We start from the raw sequence: 24,224 nt of genomic DNA, 5'->3' as shown, positions 1-24,224 counted from the left end.
GAAGGCGAAGGGGGCAAAGCCCCAATTGTCTCGTGTGCAAAAGTACAGTTCTTCTTGAGCTTTCAGGGCGCATTGGGCAAGACAGGGCGGACGTGTTGCGATTAACGAGGGGCAGGCTATGGAAAATCAGCCAGAAATTGTGATGCAGATGTTGGACTATTGGAACCAAGGTCTGGCCATCGCAAAGAGCTGGGCGCTGAGCCCCGCCGCGTGGTCACAGTTTGGCCTGCTGGTTTGCGCTTTCCTTATTGCACTTTGGCTCAGCAAAAGACTTAGGCCGCTGCTGACGAAGTGGCTGACGCCGGATGCCGAAAGCCAATCCATTCTCGCAAAAGCGCGCCGGTTTGTTCTTCAATTTGTACCTCTTCTCCTCCCGCTCTTGGCTTTCGCGCTGACTGGTCTAGGAGAAAATATCACACGCAGCCTATTTGGCTCCGGCGCGGTTATCGCCTTTGGTAAGCGTGTCTTCCTCTTCCTCGCCGTACGCATTCTTGTGAAAGAAGTCGTCAAAGACGGCTTTATGCAGCTGTTGGGGCGGTATTTGCTGATCCCACTAGCTGCCATTTACGCGCTGGGCCTGCTCGGGCCCGTGATGGTGAAACTGGATGAAACTATCATTCCACTTGGCAACCTCAGCTTCTCATTGCTTTTCCTCGTGCGTTTTGTGGTCGTAGGGGGAGTCATTTTCTGGCTGGGCCGTTGGTCAAATACCCAATCGACAACCTTTATCAAAAACCAATCCGAGATGCGCCCGGCCATGCGAGAGCTGGCGTTAAAAGCCAGTGAGATTGCTATTTTCGGCGTCGCCTTCTTGTTGCTGATGAACATCATGGGCATCTCACTGACATCGCTTGCAGTGCTTGGTGGTGCCATTGGCGTGGGTCTTGGTTTTGGTCTGCAAAAGATTGCCAGCAACTTCATCTCGGGTGTGATCCTGCTGCTTGAAGGGCAGGCCACGGTTGGCGACTATGTTGAGCTTGATGGCGGCGAAGCGGGCACAATTGTTAAAATGACCGCGCGCGCGGCCATCTTAGAGACCTTTGATGGCCGTTGGATTGTTGTACCAAATGAAGACTTCATAACGACGCGGGTGGTGAATTACTCCGATAGCGGGTCTGCCAACCGCTATGAGGCGCCGTTTTCAGTGAGTTATGACACGGACATTAATCAGGTGCCGGAGATCATCGAAAACGCGGTTTCCAAGCTGGACTTTGTTCTAGATGATCCTGATGGCCCTGATTGCGAACTGCGTGGCTTTGGCGATTCTGGCATCGACTTCGCTGTGGAGTTCTGGGTCAACGGCATTGATGACGGTAAAAACAAGTTCACTCCTAAGGTTCTGTTCGCTGTGTGGAATGCCTTGAAAGAAAACGGCATTGAAATCCCATATCCGCACCGTGTTGTGGAATTCAAAGGCCAAGTGCCGCGTTTGGAAGAATGAAATCAGCCCTAATCATTGGTGCGGGCCCTGCGGGTCTCATGGCGGCTGACGCCATTTCCGCTGCTGGCTATCCGGTGAAGATCGCTGAGGCCAAACCAAGTGCAGCGCGCAAGTTTCTCATGGCAGGCAAATCAGGGCTAAACCTGACCAAAGACGAGCCATTAAAACAGTTCATGCAGGCCTATGGTGAGGCTCAAGGCCATCTCCTCCCAATGGTGACAGCCTTTGGTCCGCAAGATGTAAAGGACTGGGCACACGGGCTGGAACAGGAGTTGTTCACGGGCTCGACCAAACGCGTCTTCCCAAAAGTGATGAAGGCTTCGCCCTTGTTGCGCAATTGGTTAGGCCGACTAGAAGACCAAGGCGTTGTGCTGCTGAAACAGCATCGCTGGGTCGCAATTGACAACGGATATGTGTTCGAAACTCCAGAGGGCCGTCAGACATTAACCGCCGACGTGGTGGTGTTGGCTTGCGGTGGTTCAAGTTGGGCGCGTCTCGGTTCCGACGGGGCTTGGATCGATGTCGCTGGCTTGCCAATTGCCCCGATCAAACCCGCCAATATGGGTTTCGTGGTTCAGTGGTCCTCTCACATGACCAAGCATTTCGGTAGGCCCGTCAAAGGCGTCCGATTGATCGCCGGTGATCATGTTGGGCGCGGCGAGTTTGTGATCTCGGAAAGCGGCATTGAAGGCGGTGGGGTTTATGAAATCTCCAGTCCCCTACGTGACGGGGCAGAATTGAAGCTCGACTTATTTCCAGATCTGTCAGTTGACCAGATACGCTCGCGGCTTGCGGCACCGCGTGGCAAGCAAAGCCTGGCGAATATCTTGAGAAAACGATTGAAGCTCGATCCCATAAAACAGGCGTTGTTGATGGAATTTGGGCGCCCGTTGCCCGATGACTTAGCGCCACTTTTAAAAGCGCTTCCGATTGCGATCAAAGGTCCAAAGCCGCTGGATCAGGCGATCTCAACGGCGGGTGGGTTGCGTTTTGATGCGCTTGACGACGACTTGATGATCAAAGAACGCCCGGGTGTGTTTGCTGCGGGAGAGATGCTGGATTGGGAAGCGCCGACAGGGGGCTACCTTTTGACCGCGTGTTTGGCGACCGGACTTTGGGCGGGGCGGGCTGCCGTGCGACGGTTAGGAGCATAGGGGCTTTGCCCCTCTGGCGCGTTGCGCCATTCACCCCAGGATATTTTGGCCAACAAGAAAGCGGTTTTATCGTCTTGCAAGCATGGCAAGGCGCAAGAGTGCGCGTTCGACCAGAGCCATGGCGGGGGCGTTTTGACCTGCGCTTCGAAGTTGTAGGTCCGTGTCTGTTAGGATCGTCAGGGCTTGCTCGAGCTTTGGTGCTCCCCACCCAGACGCTTGTCGTACCATCCGGTCGCGTCTTGGGCCAAAAATTGGGGGGCGCATGCGAGAGATGCCTTGGGATGCTCCACCTGGGTCTGAAGCTGCTGTGTAGAGCGCGCGGAAGTGACGGGTTGCGCCGATGCAAAGGCCCACCGGCTGGGTGCCCTGTGCCTGCAGCTTGGACATGACCGGCCCGATTTCTTGGGCGCGCCCCTCGGCAACAATATTGAGCACGTCATCTAGGGCCGCTTCCGTTGACGTCGGTGCGCAGGCGGCGACATCGTCGGATGTGGCGGGACTGGTGTCACCAAATTTATAAAGCGCGAGCTTTTCTAGCGTCTGGCGGAAATCACCCGGATCAAGCTCGCGAGAGAGATTGGTCAGGTCTGTCATTGCGTCGCGATCAATTTGAGTGAGGCCCGCTTTTGCAAGTTCTGCTTCGATCTCTTCGCGGCTTGGAGGGTCATTGTAGATACCAACCGCATAGGCGTTTTTGTGGCCTTCAAAGGCTTTGCGGATCTTTGAGGATGCTTTGAGTTGACCCGCAGAGACAATGATTTGGGCATCACCCGGCACCCAATCTTCGAGCGCTGCAAGAATTGCAGGTGCTGCATTATCGTTGGCATCTTCGACAAAGGCAACGCGAGGCCCGGGGAAGAACGAAACAGACTTGATCGCATCCACCAATTGGGCCGGATCTTTGCGTAAGTCACCACCGGGAATGCGTGTAAGGCGCATTTCTTCTTCGCCTTGAGGTCCGATAAGTGCTGCGATGACTTCCTGACGTTTGAGAGCCACACGCATGGCGTCAGGGCCGAAGATCAATAGCCCGGTTTTGTCGGGGTCCGGTTTGCCGAAATAACGGCTTGCATCGCGCGCGCTTAGCTTCATGCGGGCAGTGCATCCGCTTGGGCGATAAGCTCAGTTGTGATCCGGTCAGCCAAGATAATCATCAAACGGCGACGCGCATCACGGCGTGCAGCGATTTCAGACACGGTGGAACCAGTCGTGGAGTAACCTGTGAAGCTGTCAACTTTGCCAGAGATCAGCACTTCTTTGCTGTCCAGATCCCTCAGCGCATAGGTGCCGGAACCAATCACTTCTTTGCGTGTGGTGCGGTTGTCAGAGGTCAGGGCGACACCTTCCTCGCGTATGTCGAGCGCGACAGAAAGGCCGAAGCGCGCATTGTTGGCAGCGCCAAGCCGGTGCTCGAGCTGCCGGACCAGCTCAAACTGATCCTCATTGTTTGGCGCGTCTACCAGCACGGTATTGCGCAGGTTCAAAGCGGCACCGCCCGTGCCATAAACTGGCTCAAAACCGCAGCCCGCCACAAACGGCAGGCCAGCGGCCATTAAGAGCAAAGAGCGGCGGTTAAATGACGACATTCACGATCCGACCGGGGACGACAATCAACTTTTTCGGCTGGGCCCCATCCAGCGCTTTGACAACAGCTTCCTGTGATAGCGCCAGTTTTTCAACCTCTTCCTTAGGCATGTCCTTTGGCACGCTGATTTCAGCGCGGCGTTTGCCGTTGATCTGGATCGGAAGGGTTACGTTTGCTTCAACCAACATTGCTTCGTCGGCGACCGGCCAAGCAGCGTCGACGATCAGGCCTTCTCCGCCTTGATGCGCCCAAATGTCTTCGGCCAAATGGGGTGTCATTGGCGACATCAATTTGGCAAGCGTCGTGATCGCTTCTTTTTGGGCAGCGGCACCTGCTTTGGATTTGTTCAGCACCGCGGTGAAACCATAAAGTTTGGCAATCGCGGCGTTGAAGCCGAAGCTTTCCACACCCAGAGTCACGTCGCGGATGGTTTTGTGCATTTCGCGCAGCAAATCCTCGTCGCCTTGGCCCTTGGCGTCCGGGTCCATCGCGCCGATTTTATCGCACAGGTTCCAAACACGGTTCAGGTGTTTGAATGCCGCTTCCGCGCCAGATGCTGTCCATTCAACGTCACGCTCTGGAGGGCTGTCAGACAGAACGAACCAACGGGCGGTGTCCGCGCCATAGGCCGAGATAATTGCCAACGGGTCAACAACGTTGTTCTTGGATTTGGACATCTTGGCGGATGGCACAACGTCCACTTCTGCCCCGTCTTCTTTCAAGAAAGCCTTGCCGTCGCGCAGGTCGACTTGCTCTGGGTAATAATAAATTGGACGACCATTTTGCTGATCACGCTTGTAAATCGCGTGGGTCACCATGCCTTGTGTGAAGAGCGCATCAAACGGCTCTTTAGACTTTTCAGGCAAGTGACCTGTGATGTTCATCGCGCGCGCAAAAAAGCGGGAATAGAGCAGGTGCAAAATCGCGTGCTCGATGCCGCCGATATATTGATCGACATTCATCCAGTAGTTGGCGTCTGCAAGATCGGTTGGCGTGTTGGCCTGAGGCGCGGTGAAGCGGGCGAAATACCAAGAGCTGTCCACAAACGTGTCCATCGTGTCGGTTTCGCGTTTCGCTGGTTTGCCGCATTTCGGGCAGGTGCAGTCGCGCCACGTTGGATGGCGGTCCAGCGGGTTGCCCGGTACAGAAAAATCAATCGGTTTGCCGTCTTCGTCATAAGGCAGCTCGATTGGTAGGTTCTCTTTCTTTTCAGGAACCACACCACAATCGTCGCAATGCACGACTGGGATTGGGCAGCCCCAATAGCGCTGACGAGACAGACCCCAATCGCGCAGGCGGTATTTGGTGACACCTTCACCCCAGCCAGCCTTTTCGGCCGCATCAACGGAAGCGTTGACTGCGTCCTCGCCGGTGGTTTCACCGCTTGCGCTGAAGCCTTTGACGTAGTTCACCTTGTCCGTTTTACCGGGCACATAAGCGCCGGTGACCGCGTCACCATTCGCTGGTTCGAACACTGGAATGATCGGCAAGTCGTATTTGGTGGCAAATTCAAAGTCGCGGTCGTCATGGGCAGGACACGCAAAAATCGCGCCTGTGCCGTAATCCATCAGGATGAAGTTCGCGATCCAAACTGGCAGCTCCCAGTTTGGGTCGAGCGGGTGTTTCACCTTGATGCCGGTATCAAAGCCAAGCTTTTCGCCGGTCTCAATGGCTTCTTCAGTGGTGCCACCCTTGCGGCACTCCGCGACAAAAGCCGCGACCTCTGGGTTTTCTTTCTCCAGCTGTTTCGCAATCGGGTGGTCTGGCGAAATACCGACAAAAGATGCCCCCATCAGCGTGTCGGGGCGCGTTGTATAAACTGTGATTGGGTCTTCGCCATCGGTGCGTTCAAAACCAAACTGCAAACCGCGTGATTTGCCGATCCAGTTTTCCTGCATAAGCCGCACTTTGGCGGGCCAGTTTTCCAGCTTGTCCAGATCGGCCAGCAACTCTTCGGACATGTCAGAGATTTTAAAGAACCATTGAGTCAGCTCGCGCCGCTCTACCAGCGCGCCAGACCGCCAGCCGCGGCCGTTTTCGACTTGTTCGTTGGCCAGAACGGTCATGTCGACCGGGTCCCAGTTGACGACGGCGTTTTTGCGATAGACCAGACCCTTTTCCAGCATATCCAGGAACAGAGCTTGTTGTTGGCCGTAGTAGTCCACGTCGCAGGTTGCAAACATGCGCGACCAGTCAAGCGAGAGGCCAAGGGGCTTCATCTGTTCGACCATCGTGTCGATGTTGGAATAGGTCCAGTCTTTCGGGTGACCGCCAGACGCCATAGCAGCGTTTTCTGCAGGCATCCCGAAAGCGTCAAAACCCATTGGGTGCAGCACGTTATGACCCGTGGACATCTTATAGCGCGCGATCACATCACCCATGGTGTAATTGCGCACGTGGCCCATGTGCAATTTGCCGGATGGGTAAGGGAACATCTCAAGCACATAATATTTTGGCTTGCTCTCATCGCGCACGGCTTTGAAAGTGTCTGCCTTATCCCAGGCAGCTTGCCACTTCGCTTCGATCTCGGCGGGGGTGTAACGCGTCATGCGGGGAAACCCTTTTCTCTTCTGTCTCTGGCCCGATCCTGATCTAATCCAGCGGGCTGGTCGCGAAGGTGATAGGGCGAGGCGACGACTTGGTCCAGTGCATTAAGGAAAAAATGCCGATTCCCGTGCGAATAAGAGGTGGCTATAACCACGGTATGGCGATTTCAGGGGGCGGGCAGTCATGAATATTCTTTTCATTCACCAGAATTTCCCTGGGCAATACAAAAACCTCGCTGCGGCATTGGCTGCCCAAGGTCATCGCTGCGTTGCACTGACTTTGCGCGTGAAAAAGCCAACGAAATGGCAAGGTGTCGATGTTTTGCCATACACGATCAAGCGCAAGCAGGGCGGCGGCACCCATCCTTGGCTGATGGATTTGGACACTAAAGTGATCCGCGCAGAATCCTGCATGATTGCAGCGATGGATCTGAAAGAACGCGGGTTTTCTCCTGACGTGATTGTAGCGCATCCCGGTTGGGGAGAGGCTATGTTCCTGCGCGACGTCTGGCCTAAGGCGCGTATCGGTTTGTACTATGAGCTTTTCTATCAACCGAGCGCGGATGATGTTGGATTTGATCCGGAGTTTCCAAATCCAGCGGGGGCATTTGATCCGCTCAGGTTGCGGCTGAAGAACCTCAACAATGCGCTGCATTATCCTCTCGGGGATATGGGGATAAGCCCAACACACTTTCAGGCGGGCACCTATCCAAAGAAGTACCAAGACCGAATCTCTGTGATTCACGATGGGATTGATACTGAACAGGCAGCTCCGAATCCTGAAGCGACGTTTAAAGTGTCAGAGTCCCTCACCCTGTCTTGTGCGGATGAGGTGGTCACCTTCGTGAACCGCAATCTCGAACCCTATCGTGGCTATCATGTGTTTATGAGATCGCTGCCAAAGCTTTTGGTCGAGCGCCCTAAAGCTCACATAGTCATTGTCGGCGGGGACGGTCATTCATACGGGACGGCCGCACCAGAGGGCCAAACTTGGAAGCAGATATTTATAGATGAAGTGCGGGGGCAGATTTCGGACCTGGATTGGGCGCGTGTCCACTTTGTCGGCAAGGTTCCGTACGACAATTTCTTAAATTTGCTGCAGATCGCTCGGGTGCATGTCTATTTGACCTATCCATTTGTATTGTCGTGGTCATTGCTGGAAGCCATGAGCATCGGTGCTGCGATTGTTGCGAGCGATACAGCGCCTGTGCGCGAGGTGATCGATCATGACCGGACGGGCCGCCTCGTTGATTTTTTTGATCAAGAGGGATTGGCGTCTGAAATCGCTGACCTGTTGAATGATGAGCGCGCGCGACACGCGCTTGGCGCAAATGCGCGCAACCTTATCGTCCGTAACTTTGACCTAAAAACCAAATGTCTGCCAATGCAGTTGGATTGGATCAATCAGCTTGCGGAAATGGAGCCCGGCGGCACCGAAATTTAGGCTTAGAAGCGACCGTCGCGGATGCGGAGCTGACGCGCGCGTGCAAGAATCGCGTCTTCTACAGCGCGCACCGTGCTGGCAGATACAGCCCGACCACCACGATTTTGCATCGCCACATGAAGGGACCGCGCATCCAATGCTGGATCACGCACCAAAACAGTTGCGCGGTAAGAGGTGCCTCCCCCTGGAGGTGTGCCATAACCGGTTACAATTACGCCCGAGAATGGGTCAACTGATTCAATTGGAAGGAAATCCAGTACCTCAAGCGACGCAGCCCAGATGTATTTGTTCACCTTCACAGTCACGTCGCTATTGTCGCGACGGAAGATATCCCAAATTGTTGTTTCGCGTTCTTGAACAGGGACAGCGCTATTTGTCGGGTCGCTTGCGGTCCCAGACTGACCATACGAATTGGCATCATTTCCGCGACCTAAGCCGCCGCAAGATACCAAGGCACTCAGCGCCATGCTGAGAATCGTAAGTTTCGCAACGGATTTGAAAGTCATGGTGCCGCCCAATCTGCTCAGTTCTGTACCGTCCTAGCCAAGCTGTGCTGGTAGGGCAAGGTTTTTTGGTGCGCCTCCTGCTTCAAGTATCTCGCTGATAAGCATCATCAAGTTGGGCAAAACTACGCCGAGTGCGGGCGCTGTGACATTGAAGTGTGACAAACATGCACCAACTTTCTGGCGCAATTCGGGCAGCGTGTTTGCCATGCTTGCAATGGACCCCCGAAAAGGGCGAAACCCTCCTCGTACCCTTTCCGGATTCCCCGGCTAGGGCTGAAATTAGAAAATCCGAGGGAAAAACTATGAAAAAAGTTCTCTTCGCTTCCACCGCGCTGGTTATGACCGCAGGTGTTGCTTCCGCAGAAATCACTCTGTCCGGCTCCGCGAACATGGGTATCAAGGGCAACGCGTTTAACGGCTCTATCGATGCGCCTACATTCGCTGGCGAAACAACTGTTCACAACGAAATCGACATTGACGTTGTTGGCACAGGCGAAACAGACGGTGGCCTGACATTCGGTGCGTCCGTCGATCTTGACGCATCTTCTGACGACTCTGCGAACACAACTGGTGGTGGCGCGAGCGATCCAGAAGTATTCGTTTCTTACAACGGTCTGACACTGACTGTTGGTGACATCGGTGAAGCACAAGCTGTTGGCGGTGTTGCAGATGTTGGTTACGACGGTCTGGGTGTCGACGATCTGGTAGACGACCTGGCAGACGGTGGCGCTGCTGGTCTTGGCGGCTCTGACGATGTACGCGTCGATTACGCCTTCGGTGACATCGCTGTTGCTCTGTCCGCAGACTCTAACTCCGGCGCCGACACGGGTGTTGCTGTAAGCGTATCCGGTACTGTAGATGCGTTCGACTTTGCTGTTGGTTATGCAGACCGCCAGGTTGGTGGTGTTGACTTCACACAGTCCACTGTAACAGTTGGCTACTCTGCGGGTGCGTTCTCTGTTGGTGCGACTTACGCTCAGCACGACAGCACAACTTTCGGCAAACTCACTGGTTACGGTGTTGATGTGTCCTACACAACTGGCGACGTAACCGTTACTGGTGTTTACACTGCTAACGATCTGAACGGCAACGCTCCTGATCAGTCAGCGTTCGGCCTTGGCGTAGCTTACGATCTGGGTGGTGCGACCCTCTCCGGTGGCGTTGCTTCCATCGATCTAGGCGCAGGTTCCGAAACCGTTGCTGACCTGGGTATCTCCTTCAAGTTCTAATTCTTTAGAATTCGAAGATCCCAAATTAGGGCAGGTCCTCGGACCTGCCCTTTTCTTTTGCCCGCTTTTGGTGTTCTGTGCCGACCAAAAGCACTACGAGGGTCAGGCATATGTCTCTTTCCGAAATCCAAGCGCGCATCCACAAAGCTGAAGAACTTGCAGGGCGGTCTACCGGCGAAACACAACTCATTGCTGTTTCAAAGGTGCAGCCCAATGAGCGCGTTGAAGCGGTGCTGCAAGAAGGTCATCGGCTGTTCGGTGAGAACAAGGTGCAAGAAGCCGCAGGGAAGTGGCCGGACTTCCTAGAAGCATTTCCTGACGCAAAGGTTCATCTGCTCGGTCCGCTTCAAACCAACAAGGCGCGACAAGCGATGCAGTTGTTCGAGGCAATCCACTCTTTGGATCGTCCCAAGCTGGCCAATACAATCGGGCGGCTTGCCCAAGAGATCGGAAGCTGTCCGGACCTCTTCATTCAGGTGAATACCGGCGAAGAAGACCAAAAGGCCGGTGTCCTTCCATCAGAAGCGGATCAGTTTGTGGCCGATTGCCAAGCATTGGATTTACCGATTGTGGGCCTGATGTGCATTCCCCCGGTGCATGAAGAGCCAAGCTTGCATTTTGCTCTGTTAAAAAAGATCGCTGAGCGAAACGGCCTGAAAGGCCTTTCGATGGGCATGAGCGGTGATTTTGAGAAAGCAGTTGCCTTGGGCGCAACCCATGTGCGCGTTGGCTCTGCTATATTCGGTGCGCGCGACTACGGTTAGTCCGCGAGCCTGTCAGGTACATTGACAACGGTGCCCGGCTTTAGCTGCTTGGCGATCCAATGCAGATGCTCTCGTGCAAAAGCGATACATCCTTCGGTCGGATATCCGGGACGACGCCATTGATGCAAGAATATGGCTGACCCGGCCCCTGGCGTCGCGACTGGCCAATTGTAGTCGGTGATGAGAACCAAGTCATACAAAGGATCCGCGCGCCGCATCACCTCGTGGCTCCGCTGATACGGCCTTTGGACCAAGTGGTTGTATGAAGGATCCGCGCTGTCGTCTGACCACAGGTCCGAAATCCCAATTGGCTCGGCCCAACGCGTGGGGGCAGCCAGACGATCCGGCCGATACATCATGCCAACGATGCGATGCCTGCCAACAGGAGTTGCGCCATCACCTTCGCGCTTGTCGTGTTTGATACCGCCCTTGCCGATCACGCAAGGAAAGCGCCGCCCTAAAAACCGCAGGCCGGTCGGCGTCAAAGTCATTTCATTCAAAGCATATGCCCGGATTTTGCTGCCTTAGTCGCAAGATAGGCGGTGTTGAAATCGTTCTCGCCAACTTTCAACGGCACGCGTTCCGCAACCGCGACCCCGGTATCTTCCATCATTTTGATCTTTTTCGGGTTGTTGGTCAGCAGACTCACCGACTCAAACCCGAGTTCTTTCAGGATATTTGCGCCGATGCGGAAGTCGCGCTCGTCATCCTCAAAACCAAGACGATGGTTCGCCTCAACCGTATCAAAACCCTGATCTTGCAAGGAATAGGCTCGCATCTTGTTGGCCAAACCAATGCCGCGGCCTTCTTGGTTAAGGTACAGCAGAACCCCTTGGCCTTCTTCCCCCATTTGGGTCAGCGCCGCATTCAACTGCGGTCCACAATCACATTTCAAAGAGCCGAGAACATCACCGGTAAAACAAGCAGAGTGGAGCCGCGCCAACACAGGCTGGCTGCGGCAGGGTTTGCCAATTTCAATCGCGTAATGTTCTACGTCTCCATCATCCGGTCGGAAGATGTGCAGCCGCCCCGCTTCTGCGGCCTGAATTGGCAAACGAGCGTTCACAACAGAGTGCATTGGGCTGGAGGCCGCTAAATAAGGTTCTGCCAAAGTCCTCGGGATGACCGTCAGCCCATTGGCTAACGCGAACTGTGCGGGGTCGGCGATTGGCAGCATGACGACCGAAGGCAAGAGCTGCGCGGTTTTCACTAGGTTCAGCGCCATCAGGTGCAGAGACGCGTCTCCACTGCGCTGGGACTTAAACGGGCCCTTGATGGGCATTTTCAAATCGTCCGCTGGGTCTGCAACGCAACGTACCCATTCTTTGGTCGCGCTTGGATGCATGACAATACGTGCCAGGTCACCATCATAAACCCGCGCTTTCAACGTCTCGGCGCGCCGTGCGGTGAGGACGAGCACCAGTTCGTCAGAAAGCTCTCGCGCAGCTTCTAGGCGTGGTTCTTCCAACGTTTCAGCGGCCAGAACCATATAGGCGTCGCTGTCATTAAGGTCGTCTAACACCAGTATAGGTACGCCCATGCGCATATCAGCGCGGGCGCGTGCAAGGCGTTCTACAATGTCAGGCGCGAAACTCATGGCTCTTTTCTTGGTTCCTAACCGGGTGCTGGAAGACGATATGTAATCCTTTTTGTAGCAATATGAAACATTTCCACACGCAATTACACGTCGCCGTGAAATAATTGCAGCAAACCTTGAGAATGTCACCAAGGGCACGCAAGTGTTGTGAAACAGATAATGGAGACGCCCCATGGGACAGCTCAAAAGAATTTTGCTGGTAGATGACGACGATGACCTGCGCGAGGCCCTGTCCGAGCAGTTGGTAATGACAGAAGACTTCGATGTCTTTGAGGCAGGTAATGGTAGCGAAGCCATGGCGCGGGCCAAAGAAGGGTTGTTCGATCTTGTGATCCTAGATGTGGGCCTACCGGATACCGATGGTCGTGAACTCTGCCGCCTGATGCGCAAGCAAGGGGTGAAAAGCCCAATCCTGATGTTGACCGGCCACGACACAGACGCTGATACAATTCTGGGTCTGGATGCCGGCGCAAATGATTATGTCTCTAAACCCTTCAAATTCCCGGTTCTTTTGGCACGTATTCGGGCCCAACTTCGCCAGCATGAGCAAAGCGAAGACGCGGTTTTCACGCTCGGGCCATACACGTTCAAACCCGCCACGAAGATGTTGGTGACCGAAGACGACCGCAAGATTCGTCTGACGGAGAAAGAAACCAATATCCTGAAATTCCTCTATCGTAGCACCGATGGAGTGGTCGCGCGCGACGTTCTTTTGCATGAAGTCTGGGGCTATAACGCGGGTGTAACCACGCACACGCTTGAAACCCATATCTACCGCTTGCGTCAAAAGATTGAGCCCGATCCCTCCAACGCACGGCTTTTGGTAACTGAAAGTGGCGGTTATCGGTTGGTGTCCTAACAACTCTTGGCTGAGTCGCTCTTGCAACAGGTTTTCTTAAAAATTTCCGTGTAGATTGACTTGGCAGGGGTCCACGTGGCACCCATGTAGGTAAGAGATAAAGATCCCGCGCATATCCGGGTTATGGTATGTACCTCCCTGTTGGACTGGTCCGGACTTGTTCCGGACCTCTTTTTTTGTCCAAATTTCGGTTTGCTGTGGCGTCGATGTGTTGGGTTGGCTAACCTAGCACAAACCGTGAACTTTGAGAGCGCGCCATGTCATTTACTCTTGCCACCTGGAACATCAACTCCGTGCGATTGCGCGAACCAATTGTGCTGAAGCTATTAGAAGAAGAGGCGCCTGACGTGCTTTGCCTTCAAGAATGCAAAAGCCCGGTTGAGAAGATCCCGTTGGAGGGGTTCAAAGCGCTTGGCTACAACCACATGGTTGCCCGGGGGCAGAAGGGATATAACGGCGTTGCGATCCTTTCCAAGATCCCGATGGAAGAGGCGGGTAGCGAAGACTTTGCTGACCTCGGTCACGCGCGCCACATCGCAGGCAAGCTAGAAAACGGCGTCACAGTCCACAACTTTTACGTGCCTGCGGGCGGCGACAAGCCAGACCGCGAAATCAACGAGAAGTTTGGCCAAAAGCTCGATTACCTCACTGACATGCGGGATTGGTTCAAGGCGGAAAAACCTGAAAAATCCATTCTTGTTGGTGATCTCAATATTGCACCGCGCGAAGACGATGTCTGGAGCCACAAACAGCTATTGAAGATCGTGAGTCACACGCCAATTGAAGTAGAGCATCTGGCGGAAACGCAGGAAGCCGGAGGTTGGGTGGATATCACTCGCCAGGATATTCCAGCAGGCTTGCTTTATAGCTGGTGGAGCTACCGCGCCAAAGACTGGGATGCGGCGGACAAGGGACGTCGCCTTGACCACATTTGGGCGACGGGTGATATCTCCAATTCCGGCCACGGCAGCCGTATTTTGCGCGATGCGCGTGGATGGGAAAAGCCAAGCGACCACGCGCCTGTCTTTGCGACCTTCGACCTTTAATCACCCCGGTTTCAATCATCTCTATCTGACCACCTTGGCACTGGCGCAATTAAGGGCCATATAAAGTGCAACTTTCAAATTGGGATAATGACCATGTTCGAACTGGGACAAGGCGGCGAAGTGCCGGCGGCTGATCTGATCAAAGACGTGTCTGAGGCAACGTTTATGCAAGACGTTGTAGAGGCGTCGCAGGAAGTCCCTGTGATTGTTGACTTCTGGGCGCCTTGGTGCGGTCCTTGCAAAACCTTAGGGCCAGCACTTGAGGCAGCTGTGACCAAGGCTAAAGGTGCCGTGAAGATGGCCAAGGTCAACGTGGACGAGAATCAGATGATCGCCGGACAAATGCGCGTGCAATCGATTCCAACGGTATTTGCCTTTTACAAAGGTCAGCCAATCGACGGGTTCCAAGGCGCGTTGCCTCCCAGCGAGATTGATGAGTTCGTCAATCGAGTCGTTGCTCAAGGTGGCGGCGAAGCGGATGGCGGCCTCGCCGATGCACTGGAAGCGGCAGAGGAGATGCTAGAGCAAGGTGCCGTGACTGATGCAGCCCAGACCTTTGCTGCAATCATCGGTGAAGATCCAAACAATGCGGTTGCTTTTGCAGGTCTCGCACGTTGCCATATCGCATTGGACAATGCCGATGAAGCAGAGGCGGTTCTGAACGGGGTCCCTGCGGAAATCTCTGATGCGGCAGAGCTTGAAGCGGTGCGCGCACAGATCGAATTGGCGCGTCAGGCGGCAAACGCAGGCCCCGTCGCAGAGCTGCGCGCTGCGGTTGATGCGGATGGTGACAATCACCAGGCTCGTTTGGATTTGGCGCAAGCCTTGCACGCTGCCGGAGACGCCGAAGCCGCAGTTGATGAATTGCTCGAGCTTTTCCGTCGTGATCGTGAGTGGAACGAAGGTGCTGCAAAAGCTCAACTCTTCACGATTTTCGATGCGCTGAAGCCGGAAGATCCTGTGGTTCTAAATGGCCGTCGTCGCCTTAGCTCGATGATATTTGCCTAATCGCGACAACGCGCTAGACTTTCTGGCATGTTCAAAGCCGCTGATCTGCCCGACACGCTTCCGGTCTTTCCATTGCCCGGCGCGCTTCTTTTGCCACGCGCGAGACTCCCGTTGCATATTTTTGAGCCGCGCTATCTTGCGATGCTTGATGATTGTCTGAAAACCCGTGATCGGTTGATCGGAATGATCCAGCCAGTGCCAAATCAGGATGAGAGCTTGCATCTGATTGGTTGCGCGGGTCGTGTCAGTCAGTTCTCTGAAACCGAAGACGGTCGCTACATGATCACCTTGTCTGGCATTTCCCGTTTCAGGGTTCTGCGTGAGGAGCAGGGGTTTCAAGCCTACCGCCGATGCTTGGTCGACTGGCAGGATTATGACCGGGATTTGGGTCTGCAAGAACACGATCCTGAGTTTCAGCGTCCTGATTTTCTCAATCTTTTGAAGCGTTATTTTGATGCGCAATCCTTGTCGACGGATTGGGATGCCTTGAAGGAAGCGGAAGACGAAATGATGATTAACTCGCTTGCCATGTTGCTGGAGCTGCAGGTCGAGGATAAACAGGCGATGCTAGAGGCAAAATCATTGCAAGACCGGCGCGAGATTTTGACCACCCTGTTGGAATTTGCGCTGCTCAGCGGCGATACAGAGGACCGGATGCAATGAGCGAAACAGCTGCGTTTGACCCGAAAATGCTTGAGGCACTTGTGTGCCCGCAGACTCAGACTCGACTAGAGTATGATGCGGAAAAGCAGGTGCTTGTGTCAAAAGCCGCCGCCCTAGCATATCCGATCCGTAATGGCATTCCGATTATGCTGATCGATGAGGCCAAAGAGCTCGACTAAGCTCTAGCGCATCATCGAGGGCAAATCACCGCTCAACCCAGCGGCCTCTCGCATGAAAGCGCGGCGCGCAAATGGCAGGCGGTTGATCACACCCATCCCTACATCGCGCCCCAATCGCAGGATTGGGTTGTCGTTGGAAAAGATCTTATTGCTGAGATCTGTGGCCGCCACCAATGCGTGGGTGTCAAACCGGCGCCATTCTTCATAGCGTTTCAGCACCAAGAGGCTGGCGATGTCTTCACCGCGCTTCCGCGCTTCGTCTAAAACATCGATCATTGCAGCGACATCGCGAAGACCCGCGTTCAACCCTTGGCCTGCAATTGGGTGCATCCCGTGAGCTGCATCTCCGACCAGAGCGATGCGTTCGCAGACAAAGTTATTGGCCACAGTCAGTCCGAGCGGATAAGTGAAACGAGCACCGGCCAAAGCAATATTGCCCAGAAAATCGCCAAAACGCGGCTTCAGGACGTCTATGTAGTCTTCATCACCTAAAGCATGGATGGCCGCCGCATTTTCGGCAGTCTCTGTCCAAACGATCGAGCTGCGATTGCCCGTGAGCGGTAGGATGGCCAAGGGCCCCGGCGGCATGAAGAACTGATGCGCGACGCCATTGTGGGGTAATTCATGTTCAATCGCGCAGACCAGCGCGGTTTGAGGGTATTCCCAGCCAGTGCGTTTGATGTCCGCGCGTTGCGCGACACCGCTTCCGCGACCGTCGCATCCGATCAAAAGCTGTGCATTGAGCGCTTTGCCCGATTCCAAGCTGATGGTGACCCCGTCAGCATAGATGTCCTGTGCCACCACGCTGTCTTCGTAGATCGTTGTGACTTTGGGTTCCGCTTCCACCGCATCCAAGAAGGCACGGTATAAGAAACGGTCCTCGACCATGAAACCCATCGGACCTTCTTCTAATTCCGCATGATCAAAATGCAGCGAAAACGGCGATGGTCCGTCACCGGCACGTCCGTCAGACACTTTGATGTCCAACATCGGCTGACTGTCTTTGGCAACCGCGTCCCAAACTCCAAGCGCATCTAGCAATCGCTTAGAGGTCAGCGCCATTGCATATCCGCGCCCGTCAAAATTGCTTTCCGCCCGTGCCCTTGCAGGACGTGCATCAACCATGGTGACAGAAAAGCCTTTTTGGGCAAGACCAAGCGCAAGGGCAGGGCCGTTTAAGCCACCACCGGCAATCAGGATATCACAGTCATATTCCATGCCTTTCAATATGTGCATGACTTTCAGATTGTCCATGCGCGTTAGGGCCGCTACCGTCCAAAAAACGCTTCGGAGCAGACGATGTTTGATTGGTTGAAAATGAGCGCCGCAGACTTGGGTCGTGGGATTGGGGATGGTTCCATTGACCCGGTGGCTCTGACTCAAGCGTTCCTTGGCGCGATTGAGAGTCACCATCTGCGAGACCGAATTTATGCGCGCGTGACCCATGGTCGGGCTCTCGCGGAAGCGGAAGCCGCAGCAGAACGTGCGCGAGCCGGGCAACGCCTTTCGCTTTTGGATGGTGTCCCAATAAGCTGGAAAGACTTGTTTGATACCGCAGGTGTTGCGACAGAAGCTGGTTCAGCGCTTCTGAAAGATCGCACACCAAATCAAGATGCTTCCGTACTGCGTACTGCCAGCCAGTTGGGGCTCGTTTGTCTGGGTAAAACCCACATGTCCGAACTTGCATTTTCGGGCCTGGGCCTAAACCCTATCACAGCAACACCCCCTTGCGTAAACGATGCAGATGCAGTGCCGGGGGGGTCGAGTTCGGGTGCTGCGGCGTCTGTCGCCTTCAACCTCGCATCCATGGCGATTGGGTCGGATACCGGCGGGTCGGTGCGTGTGCCCGCGGCCTGGAACGATCTGGTTGGTCTGAAAACCACGTGGGGCCTTCTTTCCAATGAAGGTACCGTCCCGCTTTGCCCAAAGATTGATACGATTGGACCGCTTTGCCGATCTGTTGAAGATGCTGCGCTTGGCCTGTCCATATTATCCGGCGATTCCGCCACCGAGCTGAGAGGAGCGTCAATCAAAGGTAAACGGTTCGCAGTCCTTGAGACGATTGCTCTCGAAGACCTACGCGACACACCCAAACAAGCCTTTGAAGAAACAATAGAAACTTTGCAGCGCGCAGGCGCTCAGATCAAGTTCATCCAAGCGCCGGAAGTGGCACGCGCGATGGGGCTGACGGCGACAGTTTTCACAGCTGAGGCCTATGGCACTTGGCGTGATGTTATTGAAGCAGAGCCTGATCTGATGTTCGGCGAAATCCGCGAGAGGTTTCGTTCCGGAGCGCAAGTCAACGGGGCGGACTATGTCAGCGCATGGCAAGAGCTTGAGATGATCCGCGCTGAATGGAATGCTCGGGTTGCTGGGTTTGATGGCGTTTTAAGCCCGACCACACCCATCATGCCGCCCAACCTGGCGCGGTTGCAGTCTGATCACGGCTACTATGTTTCAGAGAACATCTTAGCCCTGCGTAACACCCGCATCGGGAACCTTCTGGGTCTTTGCGGCATTTCATTGCCCACTCATACGCCGAGCTGTGGATTGATGATTTTGGGTCAACCCTTTGGCGAGGCTCGGCTTTTGCGCACTGCGCGCGCGGTTGAGGCTGCTTTGGCTTAGCGTAATCAACCTCGCTTGCTGAAATGCCACAACTTGCCGGAACTGCATGGTTTTTCTGGACGAAACGCGCGGTCTTGGGTAACCTATATCCAAACGGGGCGTTAATGATCCCGTCAGTTGAGGCAGTATTAGATGTTCCCCGAGCGGTTTTCGAACCTTCCGGCATACGCGTTTCCGCGCCTGCGGAGCCTTCTGGATTCTCACGAACCAGGCGGTCCAGTGGTCCATATGACCATTGGCGAACCGAAACACGCGTTCCCTGCTTGGGTCACCGATATCATCACGGAAAATGCTGCTGGGTTTAACAATTACCCACCCAATGACGGCACCCCAGAACTGCGCCAGTCCATCGCTGATTGGATCAAACGCCGCTTTGATGTGAGTGTTGACGCGGATACGCAGGTCATGGCGCTAAATGGCACCCGTGAGGGCCTGTATAACGCTTCAATGGCGCTTTGTCCGGAAACGAAAAACGGTGAAAAGCCTGTCGTTCTGATCCCGAACCCGTTCTACCAAGTCTACATGATTGGCGCGATTTCGGTGAATGCAGAGCCTTATTTCTGTGCGGCAACGGCTGACAACGGCTTCATGCCGGATTACTCAAAATTACCTGAAGACGTGCTGAAGCGTGTGGCGATTGCTTACGTGTGCTCGCCGTCCAACCCTCAGGGCGCGATTGCGAGCCGTGAATATCTGGAATCGCTGATCAACCTTGCTGAGAAATACGATTTCAAGGTCTTCGCGGATGAATGCTATTCCGAGATCTATCGTGACGATAAACCCACCGGTGCGTTGCAGGTTGCTAAAGATTTAGGTGCTGACCCGGAACGGGTTGTGATCTTCCATAGCCTTAGCAAGCGCAGCAACCTGCCGGGCTTGCGCTCTGGCTTTGTGGCTGGTGGTCCTGAAACGCTCAAACACATCAAGCGACTGCGTTCCTATTCCGGTGCGCCGCTTCCGCTTCCGCTGCAACGCGCGTCAGAAAAGGTTTGGGCTGACGAGGCCCATGTGGAAGAAAACCGCCGTCTATATGCGGAAAAGTTTGAAATTGCAGACGAGATTTTTGCCGACATTCCAGGGTACCTGAAACCCCAGGCCGGCTTCTTTTTATGGCTTCCCGTAGAAGACGGGGAGGCCGCGGCGCTGAAGCTCTGGAAGGAGACAGGTATACGTGTCCTGCCGGGCGCGTATCTCAGCCGCGATGTGGACGGGGAGAACCCCGGCAAACCATATATTCGGGTCGCTTTGGTGGCCCCAAAAAACGACGTAAAGGCGGCGCTGATCACTCTGCGCGACTGTCTTTACCAATAAGTACGAGGTGTAACGATGGCATATCAGGCACGGGGACGCGATCCGCTGCTCGACAGCAATACGCAGGCCATTTTGGAGAAACGCGGCAAGGAATTAATCGGCATTGGCCTGATCCTTGTCGGGTTGATGGCGGCTGCCATGATTGGGTCTTACACCCCAGATGATCCGAACTGGATGTCAGCGACAGATGCGCCTGTGCAAAACTGGATGGGCCGCTTTGGAGCGTCACTCTCTGCGCCTCTCTTCATGATTATCGGTTGGGGCAGCTGGGGCGTTGCATTGATCGCACTGGCTTGGGGTGTTCGTTTTGCTGCCCATCGTGGCGAAGAACGTGCCATCGGTCGTGTCGTATTTGCGCCAATTGCGCTGGCCCTTTGCTCTGTTTATGCCGCAACTTTGGTGCCCTCTGACAGCTGGACCCACTCCTTTGGGTTGGGTGGCTTGTTCGGCGATACAATCCTCGGTGCCTTGCTGACAGTTCTCCCAATCGGCGCATCAATTGGCTTGAAAATCGTTGCCTTCCTTATGGGTTTGGGTGTTTTGGCTCTGATGCTGTTTGTGATGGGCTTCACACGCCCAGAGTTGAACTGGGTCGGTCGTTTCCTACTGATCGGCATCATTGTCACCTATGCCAACATCATGAACCTGCTGGGCCGCGGCGCAACCGGTGCCGTGGCTGCCGCGCAAGCGATGCAAGAGCGCCGCAATGATCGTAAGGCACAAGAAGTGGCTATGCAGGACAGCTGGGCAGATAGCATTGCCGACGATCCATATTACGACGAGCCGTTGGTTGAAGCCGCTCCAGAGCCTGATGTTGCACCAAAGCCAAGCCTGCTGTCGCGTGTGCCAACATTGATTAAACGGCCAGAACCGATGCCAGAGCCTGAACTGGTGATGCGGGAACCTGTCGCTGATATCGAAGACGCGCCCGGTGATGATCGCATCAAGGCGAAGATCAACGATGTCATCAAGAGCCGCATTCGCAGCAATAAACCAACCTATGCACCGGACATCGCGCCAGTGACCAAAGGTATGGGCCGTGGTCCTGAGCCGCTGGTTCTAAATCCTAGCGCCGAAACAGGTATGCGAGCAGAACCACCTTTGACGGCCGCTTCTGCGACACCAAATCCAGCGGATATTGTCGCGCCACACCCGGAAGAGATCTTTGCACCTTACGTGGAAGCAGAACCTGAAGTGGTTGAAGCGCCTGTTGTGCCAATTCAGCGCACAGCTCAACCAGTTCCAACTCCGGAACCACGCAAGGTAGTGCAAAACCCTGCACGTAAACCTGTTCAGCAATCTGCACGCGCCAAAGCCGAAGCACAGCCGCAACTGGCTTTTGATGAAAAGGCTGCGGAGTTCGAGCTCCCACCTCTCAGCCTGCTTGCAAGCGCGGACACCATCGAACGTCATGTGCTCAGCGATGAAGCGCTTGAGGAAAACGCGCGTATGCTCGAAGCGGTGCTCGATGACTATGGCGTAAAAGGTGAGATCGTCTCTGTCCGTCCGGGTCCTGTCGTCACGATGTATGAGCTGGAGCCTGCACCAGGTTTGAAAGCGAGCCGTGTGATTGGCCTGTCGGACGACATCGCCCGCTCCATGAGCGCGCTTTCCGCACGTGTTTCGACCGTGCCGGGGCGTTCTGTCATCGGTATCGAATTGCCAAATGAAAAACGTGAGATGGTTGCGTTCCGCGAAATCCTGTCGTCGCGCGAATATGAAAGCAACAGCCGCAAGCTACCGCTTGCCCTGGGCAAAGACATTGGTGGCGATCCGATTGTCGCGAACCTTGCGAAGATGCCTCACCTGCTGATTGCGGGTACCACCGGTTCCGGTAAGTCCGTGGCGATCAACACCATGATCCTGTCACTGCTCTACAAGCTGACACCGGAAGAATGCCGCTTGATTATGATCGACCCGAAGATGCTGGAACTTTCCGTTTATGACGGCATCCCGCACCTGTTGTCCCCTGTTGTGACCGACCCTAAAAAGGCGGTCGTGGCGCTGAAATGGACCGTGGGCGAGATGGAAGATCGCTACCGCAAGATGTCCAAAATGGGTGTGCGTAACATCGACGGCTATAACAGCCGCGTCGAAGATGCGCTTGCCAAGGGTGAAACCTTCAGCCGCACGGTTCAAACCGGTTTTGATGATGAAACTGGCGAACCAGTGTTCGAGACCGAAGAGATCATCCCAGAGAAGATGCCATACATTGTCGTCGTGGTTGACGAGATGGCCGACCTGATGATGGTGGCTGGCAAAGAGATCGAAGCCTGCATTCAGCGTCTGGCGCAGATGGCGCGTGCGTCTGGTATCCACATCATCATGGCGACCCAACGTCCTTCTGTGGACGTCATCACCGGTACAATTAAGGCCAACTTCCCAACCCGGATTTCCTTCCAGGTGACGTCCAAAGTGGACAGCCGCACCATTCTTGGTGAAATGGGGGCCGAACAGCTGCTGGGCATGGGTGACATGCTTTACATGGCGGGTGGCGCCAAGATTACCCGTTGCCACGGCCCGTTCGTGAGCGATGAGGAAGTCGAAGAAATTGTGAACCATCTGAAGTCATTTGGTGAGCCTGAATACATAGGCGGCGTCGTCGATGGCCCGGCAGATGAGAAGGCTGACAATATCGACGCGGTGCTTGGTCTTGGTGGCAACACCAACGGCGAAGACGCGCTTTATGATCAGGCCGTGGCGATTGTGATCAAAGATCGCAAATGCTCCACCTCTTACATCCAACGCAAGCTGTCCATTGGCTACAACAAAGCCGCGAAATTGGTAGAGCAGATGGAAGATCAGGGCGTCGTGTCCTCGGCCAACCACGTGGGCAAACGCGAAATTCTGGTGCCAGAACAATAGTTGGCAAGTTTAGGCCTATTCACAGAATTCTGACAAAGGGCGGGCTGGTACCGCCCTTTTTTCATGCCTACATTAAACGCATGAAACACTTACGCTTTCTAATTGCCCCAAGCCTTGCGCTTGCGATGGCAGCACCGGCGGTGGCTGAAAAGCTATCGTTGGATCAGATCTCGGCTTATTTGAACGGTATCGGTTCCGCGCAAACCAGCTTTACCCAGATCAACGATGACAACTCTATTTCAACCGGAAAACTGATGATCAAACGCCCGGGGCGGGCACGGTTTGAATATGACCCACCTGAGGCTGCCCTTGTTATGGCGGGCGGTGGCCAGCTTGCGATTTTTGATCTGAAATCCAATGAACCGCCAGAAAACTATCCGCTGCGCCGGACGCCGCTTTGGGTGATTTTAGAGCGCAATGTGAACCTGAAAGAACGTGATACGATTGTGGGTCATTCATACGATGGAACGGCCACTACCATCACCGCGCAGGATCCAAAGCACCCTGATCGAGGCACGATCCAGCTCCATTTCACAGATAACCCAGTGCAACTGCGCCAATGGGTGATCCAGGACCAATCAGGAAGCGAGACCACTGTTGTGCTTGGTGAATTCAAGCGCGACGTTCAGCTTGCTAACAAGCTCTTTAATATTCAGAGGCTCACAAACATCGTCGCCCCCGAACGCGACGATGATTGAATAAAAATAAAAAAGGGGCCGCAAGGCCCCTTTTTCTATTCAGCGGAAGCGTCGGCAACTGGCGAGTTGCCTCTGATACATGTCTGCTCGTGAAGCGACTTCGCCCGAAACGCGCAGAAGCCATGCTTTGTTGCGATAAGTGCCGCGGGAATAACCGGTGTGACCTTCATGGTAAGCGAGGTACTGGTTGCGAGCGTCACGAAGGGAAATACCGTTCCTTTCGCGGGTTTCGTTCATGTACCAGCCCATGAAATCCGTCGCGTCAAAAATGTTGTTACGATCCGCGCTCCAGCGGCCAGTCGCGCGACGATAGCCATCCCAAGTTCCATCCAACGCCTGCGCGTATCCATACGCAGAGCTTTGCCGTCCCATTGGCAAAACCCCCAAGACATATCGGTACGGGGTCCGCGCATTGGAGACGAATTTGCTTTCTTGGTAAATGGTCGCCATTTGCACATGGGCCGGGACGCCCCAGCGGCGTTCAGTCGCCTTAAAGGCGCGGGCGTATTTCGGGCGTTGATTCAGAATCGAACACGCATCATTCAGGTTTCGAGGCGCCGAATTGTTCCCGCCACCGCAAGCGGCCAGCAATAAAAGGACAATCAGGGCGCGAAAGTGTCTGCTCATTGGCCTCTCGCTTTTGTTTCGTAATTATCGCCAATTATAGGCTTTTTGAGTGATTTTTGAAATCACAATCGCGC

The 24,224-nt window shown here is 54.6% G+C and carries 22 protein-coding genes; 14 read left to right on the top strand and 8 right to left on the bottom strand.

Annotated features, from left to right (window positions below; genetic code table 11):
* Window positions 1-118 precede the first annotated feature (118 nt).
* A complete protein-coding gene (locus tag TA5113_RS04075; protein ID WP_058313425.1) occupies window positions 119-1,441 on the top strand; it encodes a mechanosensitive ion channel family protein in 1,323 nt (440 codons plus the stop codon).
* A complete protein-coding gene (locus tag TA5113_RS04070; RefSeq protein ID WP_058313424.1) occupies window positions 1,438-2,595 on the top strand; it encodes a TIGR03862 family flavoprotein in 1,158 nt (385 codons plus the stop codon). Before TA5113_RS04075 ends, TA5113_RS04070 begins: the two co-directional genes overlap by 4 nt.
* A 66-nt stretch (window positions 2,596-2,661) precedes the next feature.
* On the opposite strand, the gene holA is transcribed toward TA5113_RS04070, so the two are convergent.
* From holA to leuS, 3 genes are read right to left on the bottom strand one after another with little or no spacing between them, the layout of a single operon-like run.
* Complete coding sequence (gene holA, locus TA5113_RS04065) at window positions 2,662-3,687, bottom strand: DNA polymerase III subunit delta (RefSeq protein ID WP_058313423.1); 1,026 nt, start codon at window positions 3,685-3,687, stop codon at window positions 2,662-2,664.
* A complete protein-coding gene (lptE, locus tag TA5113_RS04060; protein ID WP_058313422.1) occupies window positions 3,684-4,181 on the bottom strand; it encodes an LPS assembly lipoprotein LptE in 498 nt (165 codons plus the stop codon). Before lptE ends, holA begins: the two co-directional genes overlap by 4 nt.
* A complete protein-coding gene (leuS, locus tag TA5113_RS04055) occupies window positions 4,168-6,729 on the bottom strand; it encodes a leucine--tRNA ligase (RefSeq protein WP_058313421.1) in 2,562 nt (853 codons plus the stop codon). Before leuS ends, lptE begins: the two co-directional genes overlap by 14 nt.
* A 181-nt stretch (window positions 6,730-6,910) precedes the next feature.
* Between leuS and TA5113_RS04050 the strand changes: the two genes are divergently transcribed.
* Entirely contained in the window at window positions 6,911-8,170 is a 1,260-nt protein-coding gene (locus tag TA5113_RS04050) for a glycosyltransferase family 4 protein (protein WP_058313420.1), read from the top strand.
* A gap of 2 nt (window positions 8,171-8,172) precedes the next feature.
* On the opposite strand, the gene TA5113_RS04045 is transcribed toward TA5113_RS04050, so the two are convergent.
* Window positions 8,173-8,676 (bottom strand): DUF3576 domain-containing protein, encoded by a 504-nt coding sequence (locus tag TA5113_RS04045; RefSeq protein ID WP_058313419.1) that lies wholly within the window; start codon window positions 8,674-8,676, stop codon window positions 8,173-8,175.
* Window positions 8,677-8,978: 302 nt separating this feature from the next.
* Between TA5113_RS04045 and TA5113_RS04040 the strand changes: the two genes are divergently transcribed.
* Together TA5113_RS04040 and TA5113_RS04035 are read left to right on the top strand one after the other, a co-directional pair.
* Entirely contained in the window at window positions 8,979-9,905 is a 927-nt protein-coding gene (locus TA5113_RS04040) for a porin (RefSeq protein WP_058313418.1), read from the top strand.
* 110 nt (window positions 9,906-10,015) lie between these two features.
* Entirely contained in the window at window positions 10,016-10,669 is a 654-nt protein-coding gene (locus TA5113_RS04035) for a YggS family pyridoxal phosphate-dependent enzyme (RefSeq protein ID WP_058313417.1), read from the top strand.
* Here TA5113_RS04035 and TA5113_RS04030 read toward each other — a convergent pair.
* Both TA5113_RS04030 and ribA read right to left on the bottom strand, forming a co-directional pair.
* Window positions 10,666-11,160 (bottom strand): L,D-transpeptidase family protein, encoded by a 495-nt coding sequence (locus TA5113_RS04030; RefSeq protein ID WP_058313416.1) that lies wholly within the window; start codon window positions 11,158-11,160, stop codon window positions 10,666-10,668. The two genes, TA5113_RS04035 and TA5113_RS04030, sit on opposite strands and share 4 nt — an antisense overlap.
* A gap of 5 nt (window positions 11,161-11,165) precedes the next feature.
* Complete coding sequence (gene ribA, locus TA5113_RS04025; protein WP_058313415.1) at window positions 11,166-12,266, bottom strand: GTP cyclohydrolase II; 1,101 nt, start codon at window positions 12,264-12,266, stop codon at window positions 11,166-11,168.
* Between the two features lie 172 nt (window positions 12,267-12,438).
* Between ribA and TA5113_RS04020 the strand changes: the two genes are divergently transcribed.
* The 5 genes from TA5113_RS04020 to TA5113_RS04000 all read left to right on the top strand — a co-directional run bounded on the left by TA5113_RS04020 (window position 12,439) and on the right by TA5113_RS04000 (window position 16,021).
* A complete protein-coding gene (locus TA5113_RS04020; RefSeq protein ID WP_058313414.1) occupies window positions 12,439-13,125 on the top strand; it encodes a response regulator transcription factor in 687 nt (228 codons plus the stop codon).
* A gap of 257 nt (window positions 13,126-13,382) precedes the next feature.
* Window positions 13,383-14,171 (top strand): exodeoxyribonuclease III, encoded by a 789-nt coding sequence (locus tag TA5113_RS04015; protein ID WP_058313413.1) that lies wholly within the window; start codon window positions 13,383-13,385, stop codon window positions 14,169-14,171.
* 93 nt (window positions 14,172-14,264) lie between these two features.
* Entirely contained in the window at window positions 14,265-15,179 is a 915-nt protein-coding gene (gene trxA, locus TA5113_RS04010) for a thioredoxin (RefSeq protein WP_058313766.1), read from the top strand.
* A gap of 27 nt (window positions 15,180-15,206) precedes the next feature.
* Window positions 15,207-15,842 (top strand): LON peptidase substrate-binding domain-containing protein, encoded by a 636-nt coding sequence (locus TA5113_RS04005; RefSeq protein ID WP_058313412.1) that lies wholly within the window; start codon window positions 15,207-15,209, stop codon window positions 15,840-15,842.
* On the top strand, window positions 15,839-16,021 hold the full coding sequence (locus TA5113_RS04000) for a Trm112 family protein (protein WP_058313411.1): 183 nt from the start codon (window positions 15,839-15,841) through the stop codon (window positions 16,019-16,021). Before TA5113_RS04005 ends, TA5113_RS04000 begins: the two co-directional genes overlap by 4 nt.
* A gap of 3 nt (window positions 16,022-16,024) precedes the next feature.
* Here TA5113_RS04000 and TA5113_RS03995 read toward each other — a convergent pair whose 3' ends face one another.
* Entirely contained in the window at window positions 16,025-17,275 is a 1,251-nt protein-coding gene (locus tag TA5113_RS03995; RefSeq protein ID WP_058313410.1) for a UbiH/UbiF/VisC/COQ6 family ubiquinone biosynthesis hydroxylase, read from the bottom strand.
* 45 nt (window positions 17,276-17,320) lie between these two features.
* Between TA5113_RS03995 and TA5113_RS03990 the strand changes: the two genes are divergently transcribed.
* The 4 genes from TA5113_RS03990 (at window position 17,321) to TA5113_RS03975 (ending at window position 23,523) form a co-directional block, all read left to right on the top strand.
* Complete coding sequence (locus tag TA5113_RS03990; RefSeq protein ID WP_058313409.1) at window positions 17,321-18,649, top strand: amidase; 1,329 nt, start codon at window positions 17,321-17,323, stop codon at window positions 18,647-18,649.
* A 132-nt stretch (window positions 18,650-18,781) separates the two neighbouring features.
* Complete coding sequence (locus tag TA5113_RS03985; RefSeq protein WP_058313408.1) at window positions 18,782-19,960, top strand: aminotransferase class I/II-fold pyridoxal phosphate-dependent enzyme; 1,179 nt, start codon at window positions 18,782-18,784, stop codon at window positions 19,958-19,960.
* A 15-nt stretch (window positions 19,961-19,975) separates the two neighbouring features.
* Window positions 19,976-22,825 (top strand): DNA translocase FtsK, encoded by a 2,850-nt coding sequence (locus TA5113_RS03980; protein ID WP_058313407.1) that lies wholly within the window; start codon window positions 19,976-19,978, stop codon window positions 22,823-22,825.
* 80 nt (window positions 22,826-22,905) lie between these two features.
* On the top strand, window positions 22,906-23,523 hold the full coding sequence (locus tag TA5113_RS03975; protein WP_058313406.1) for a LolA family protein: 618 nt from the start codon (window positions 22,906-22,908) through the stop codon (window positions 23,521-23,523).
* Between the two features lie 39 nt (window positions 23,524-23,562).
* Here the strand turns inward: TA5113_RS03975 and TA5113_RS03970 are convergent, their stop codons facing one another.
* Window positions 23,563-24,150: a transglycosylase SLT domain-containing protein gene (locus TA5113_RS03970; protein ID WP_058313405.1), complete on the bottom strand. Its 588-nt coding sequence runs from the start codon at window positions 24,148-24,150 to the stop codon at window positions 23,563-23,565.
* Between the last annotated feature and the right edge of the window lie 74 nt (window positions 24,151-24,224).

The sequence above is a fragment of the Cognatishimia activa genome, assembly GCF_001458335.1.
GTDB classification, from domain to species: Bacteria; Pseudomonadota; Alphaproteobacteria; order Rhodobacterales; family Rhodobacteraceae; genus Cognatishimia; species Cognatishimia activa.
This window is presented reverse-complemented; position numbering and strand designations above follow the sequence as displayed.

Coding starts and splice junctions, on each gene's coding strand:
- trxA (WP_058313766.1), top strand. CDS start 14,265: ATGTTCGAACTGGGACAAGGCGGCGAAGTGCCGGCGGCTGATCTGATC.
- TA5113_RS03970 (WP_058313405.1), bottom strand. CDS start 24,150: ATGAGCAGACACTTTCGCGCCCTGATTGTCCTTTTATTGCTGGCCGCT.
- TA5113_RS03985 (WP_058313408.1), top strand. CDS start 18,782: ATGTTCCCCGAGCGGTTTTCGAACCTTCCGGCATACGCGTTTCCGCGC.
- TA5113_RS03995 (WP_058313410.1), bottom strand. CDS start 17,275: ATGGACAATCTGAAAGTCATGCACATATTGAAAGGCATGGAATATGAC.
- TA5113_RS04050 (WP_058313420.1), top strand. CDS start 6,911: ATGAATATTCTTTTCATTCACCAGAATTTCCCTGGGCAATACAAAAAC.
- TA5113_RS04075 (WP_058313425.1), top strand. CDS start 119: ATGGAAAATCAGCCAGAAATTGTGATGCAGATGTTGGACTATTGGAAC.
- TA5113_RS04070 (WP_058313424.1), top strand. CDS start 1,438: ATGAAATCAGCCCTAATCATTGGTGCGGGCCCTGCGGGTCTCATGGCG.
- TA5113_RS03975 (WP_058313406.1), top strand. CDS start 22,906: ATGAAACACTTACGCTTTCTAATTGCCCCAAGCCTTGCGCTTGCGATG.
- lptE (WP_058313422.1), bottom strand. CDS start 4,181: ATGTCGTCATTTAACCGCCGCTCTTTGCTCTTAATGGCCGCTGGCCTG.
- leuS (WP_058313421.1), bottom strand. CDS start 6,729: ATGACGCGTTACACCCCCGCCGAGATCGAAGCGAAGTGGCAAGCTGCC.
- ribA (WP_058313415.1), bottom strand. CDS start 12,266: ATGAGTTTCGCGCCTGACATTGTAGAACGCCTTGCACGCGCCCGCGCT.
- TA5113_RS04020 (WP_058313414.1), top strand. CDS start 12,439: ATGGGACAGCTCAAAAGAATTTTGCTGGTAGATGACGACGATGACCTG.
- holA (WP_058313423.1), bottom strand. CDS start 3,687: ATGAAGCTAAGCGCGCGCGATGCAAGCCGTTATTTCGGCAAACCGGAC.
- TA5113_RS04030 (WP_058313416.1), bottom strand. CDS start 11,160: ATGACTTTGACGCCGACCGGCCTGCGGTTTTTAGGGCGGCGCTTTCCT.
- TA5113_RS03980 (WP_058313407.1), top strand. CDS start 19,976: ATGGCATATCAGGCACGGGGACGCGATCCGCTGCTCGACAGCAATACG.
- TA5113_RS04015 (WP_058313413.1), top strand. CDS start 13,383: ATGTCATTTACTCTTGCCACCTGGAACATCAACTCCGTGCGATTGCGC.
- TA5113_RS04000 (WP_058313411.1), top strand. CDS start 15,839: ATGAGCGAAACAGCTGCGTTTGACCCGAAAATGCTTGAGGCACTTGTG.
- TA5113_RS04035 (WP_058313417.1), top strand. CDS start 10,016: ATGTCTCTTTCCGAAATCCAAGCGCGCATCCACAAAGCTGAAGAACTT.
- TA5113_RS04045 (WP_058313419.1), bottom strand. CDS start 8,676: ATGACTTTCAAATCCGTTGCGAAACTTACGATTCTCAGCATGGCGCTG.
- TA5113_RS04040 (WP_058313418.1), top strand. CDS start 8,979: ATGAAAAAAGTTCTCTTCGCTTCCACCGCGCTGGTTATGACCGCAGGT.
- TA5113_RS04005 (WP_058313412.1), top strand. CDS start 15,207: ATGTTCAAAGCCGCTGATCTGCCCGACACGCTTCCGGTCTTTCCATTG.
- TA5113_RS03990 (WP_058313409.1), top strand. CDS start 17,321: ATGTTTGATTGGTTGAAAATGAGCGCCGCAGACTTGGGTCGTGGGATT.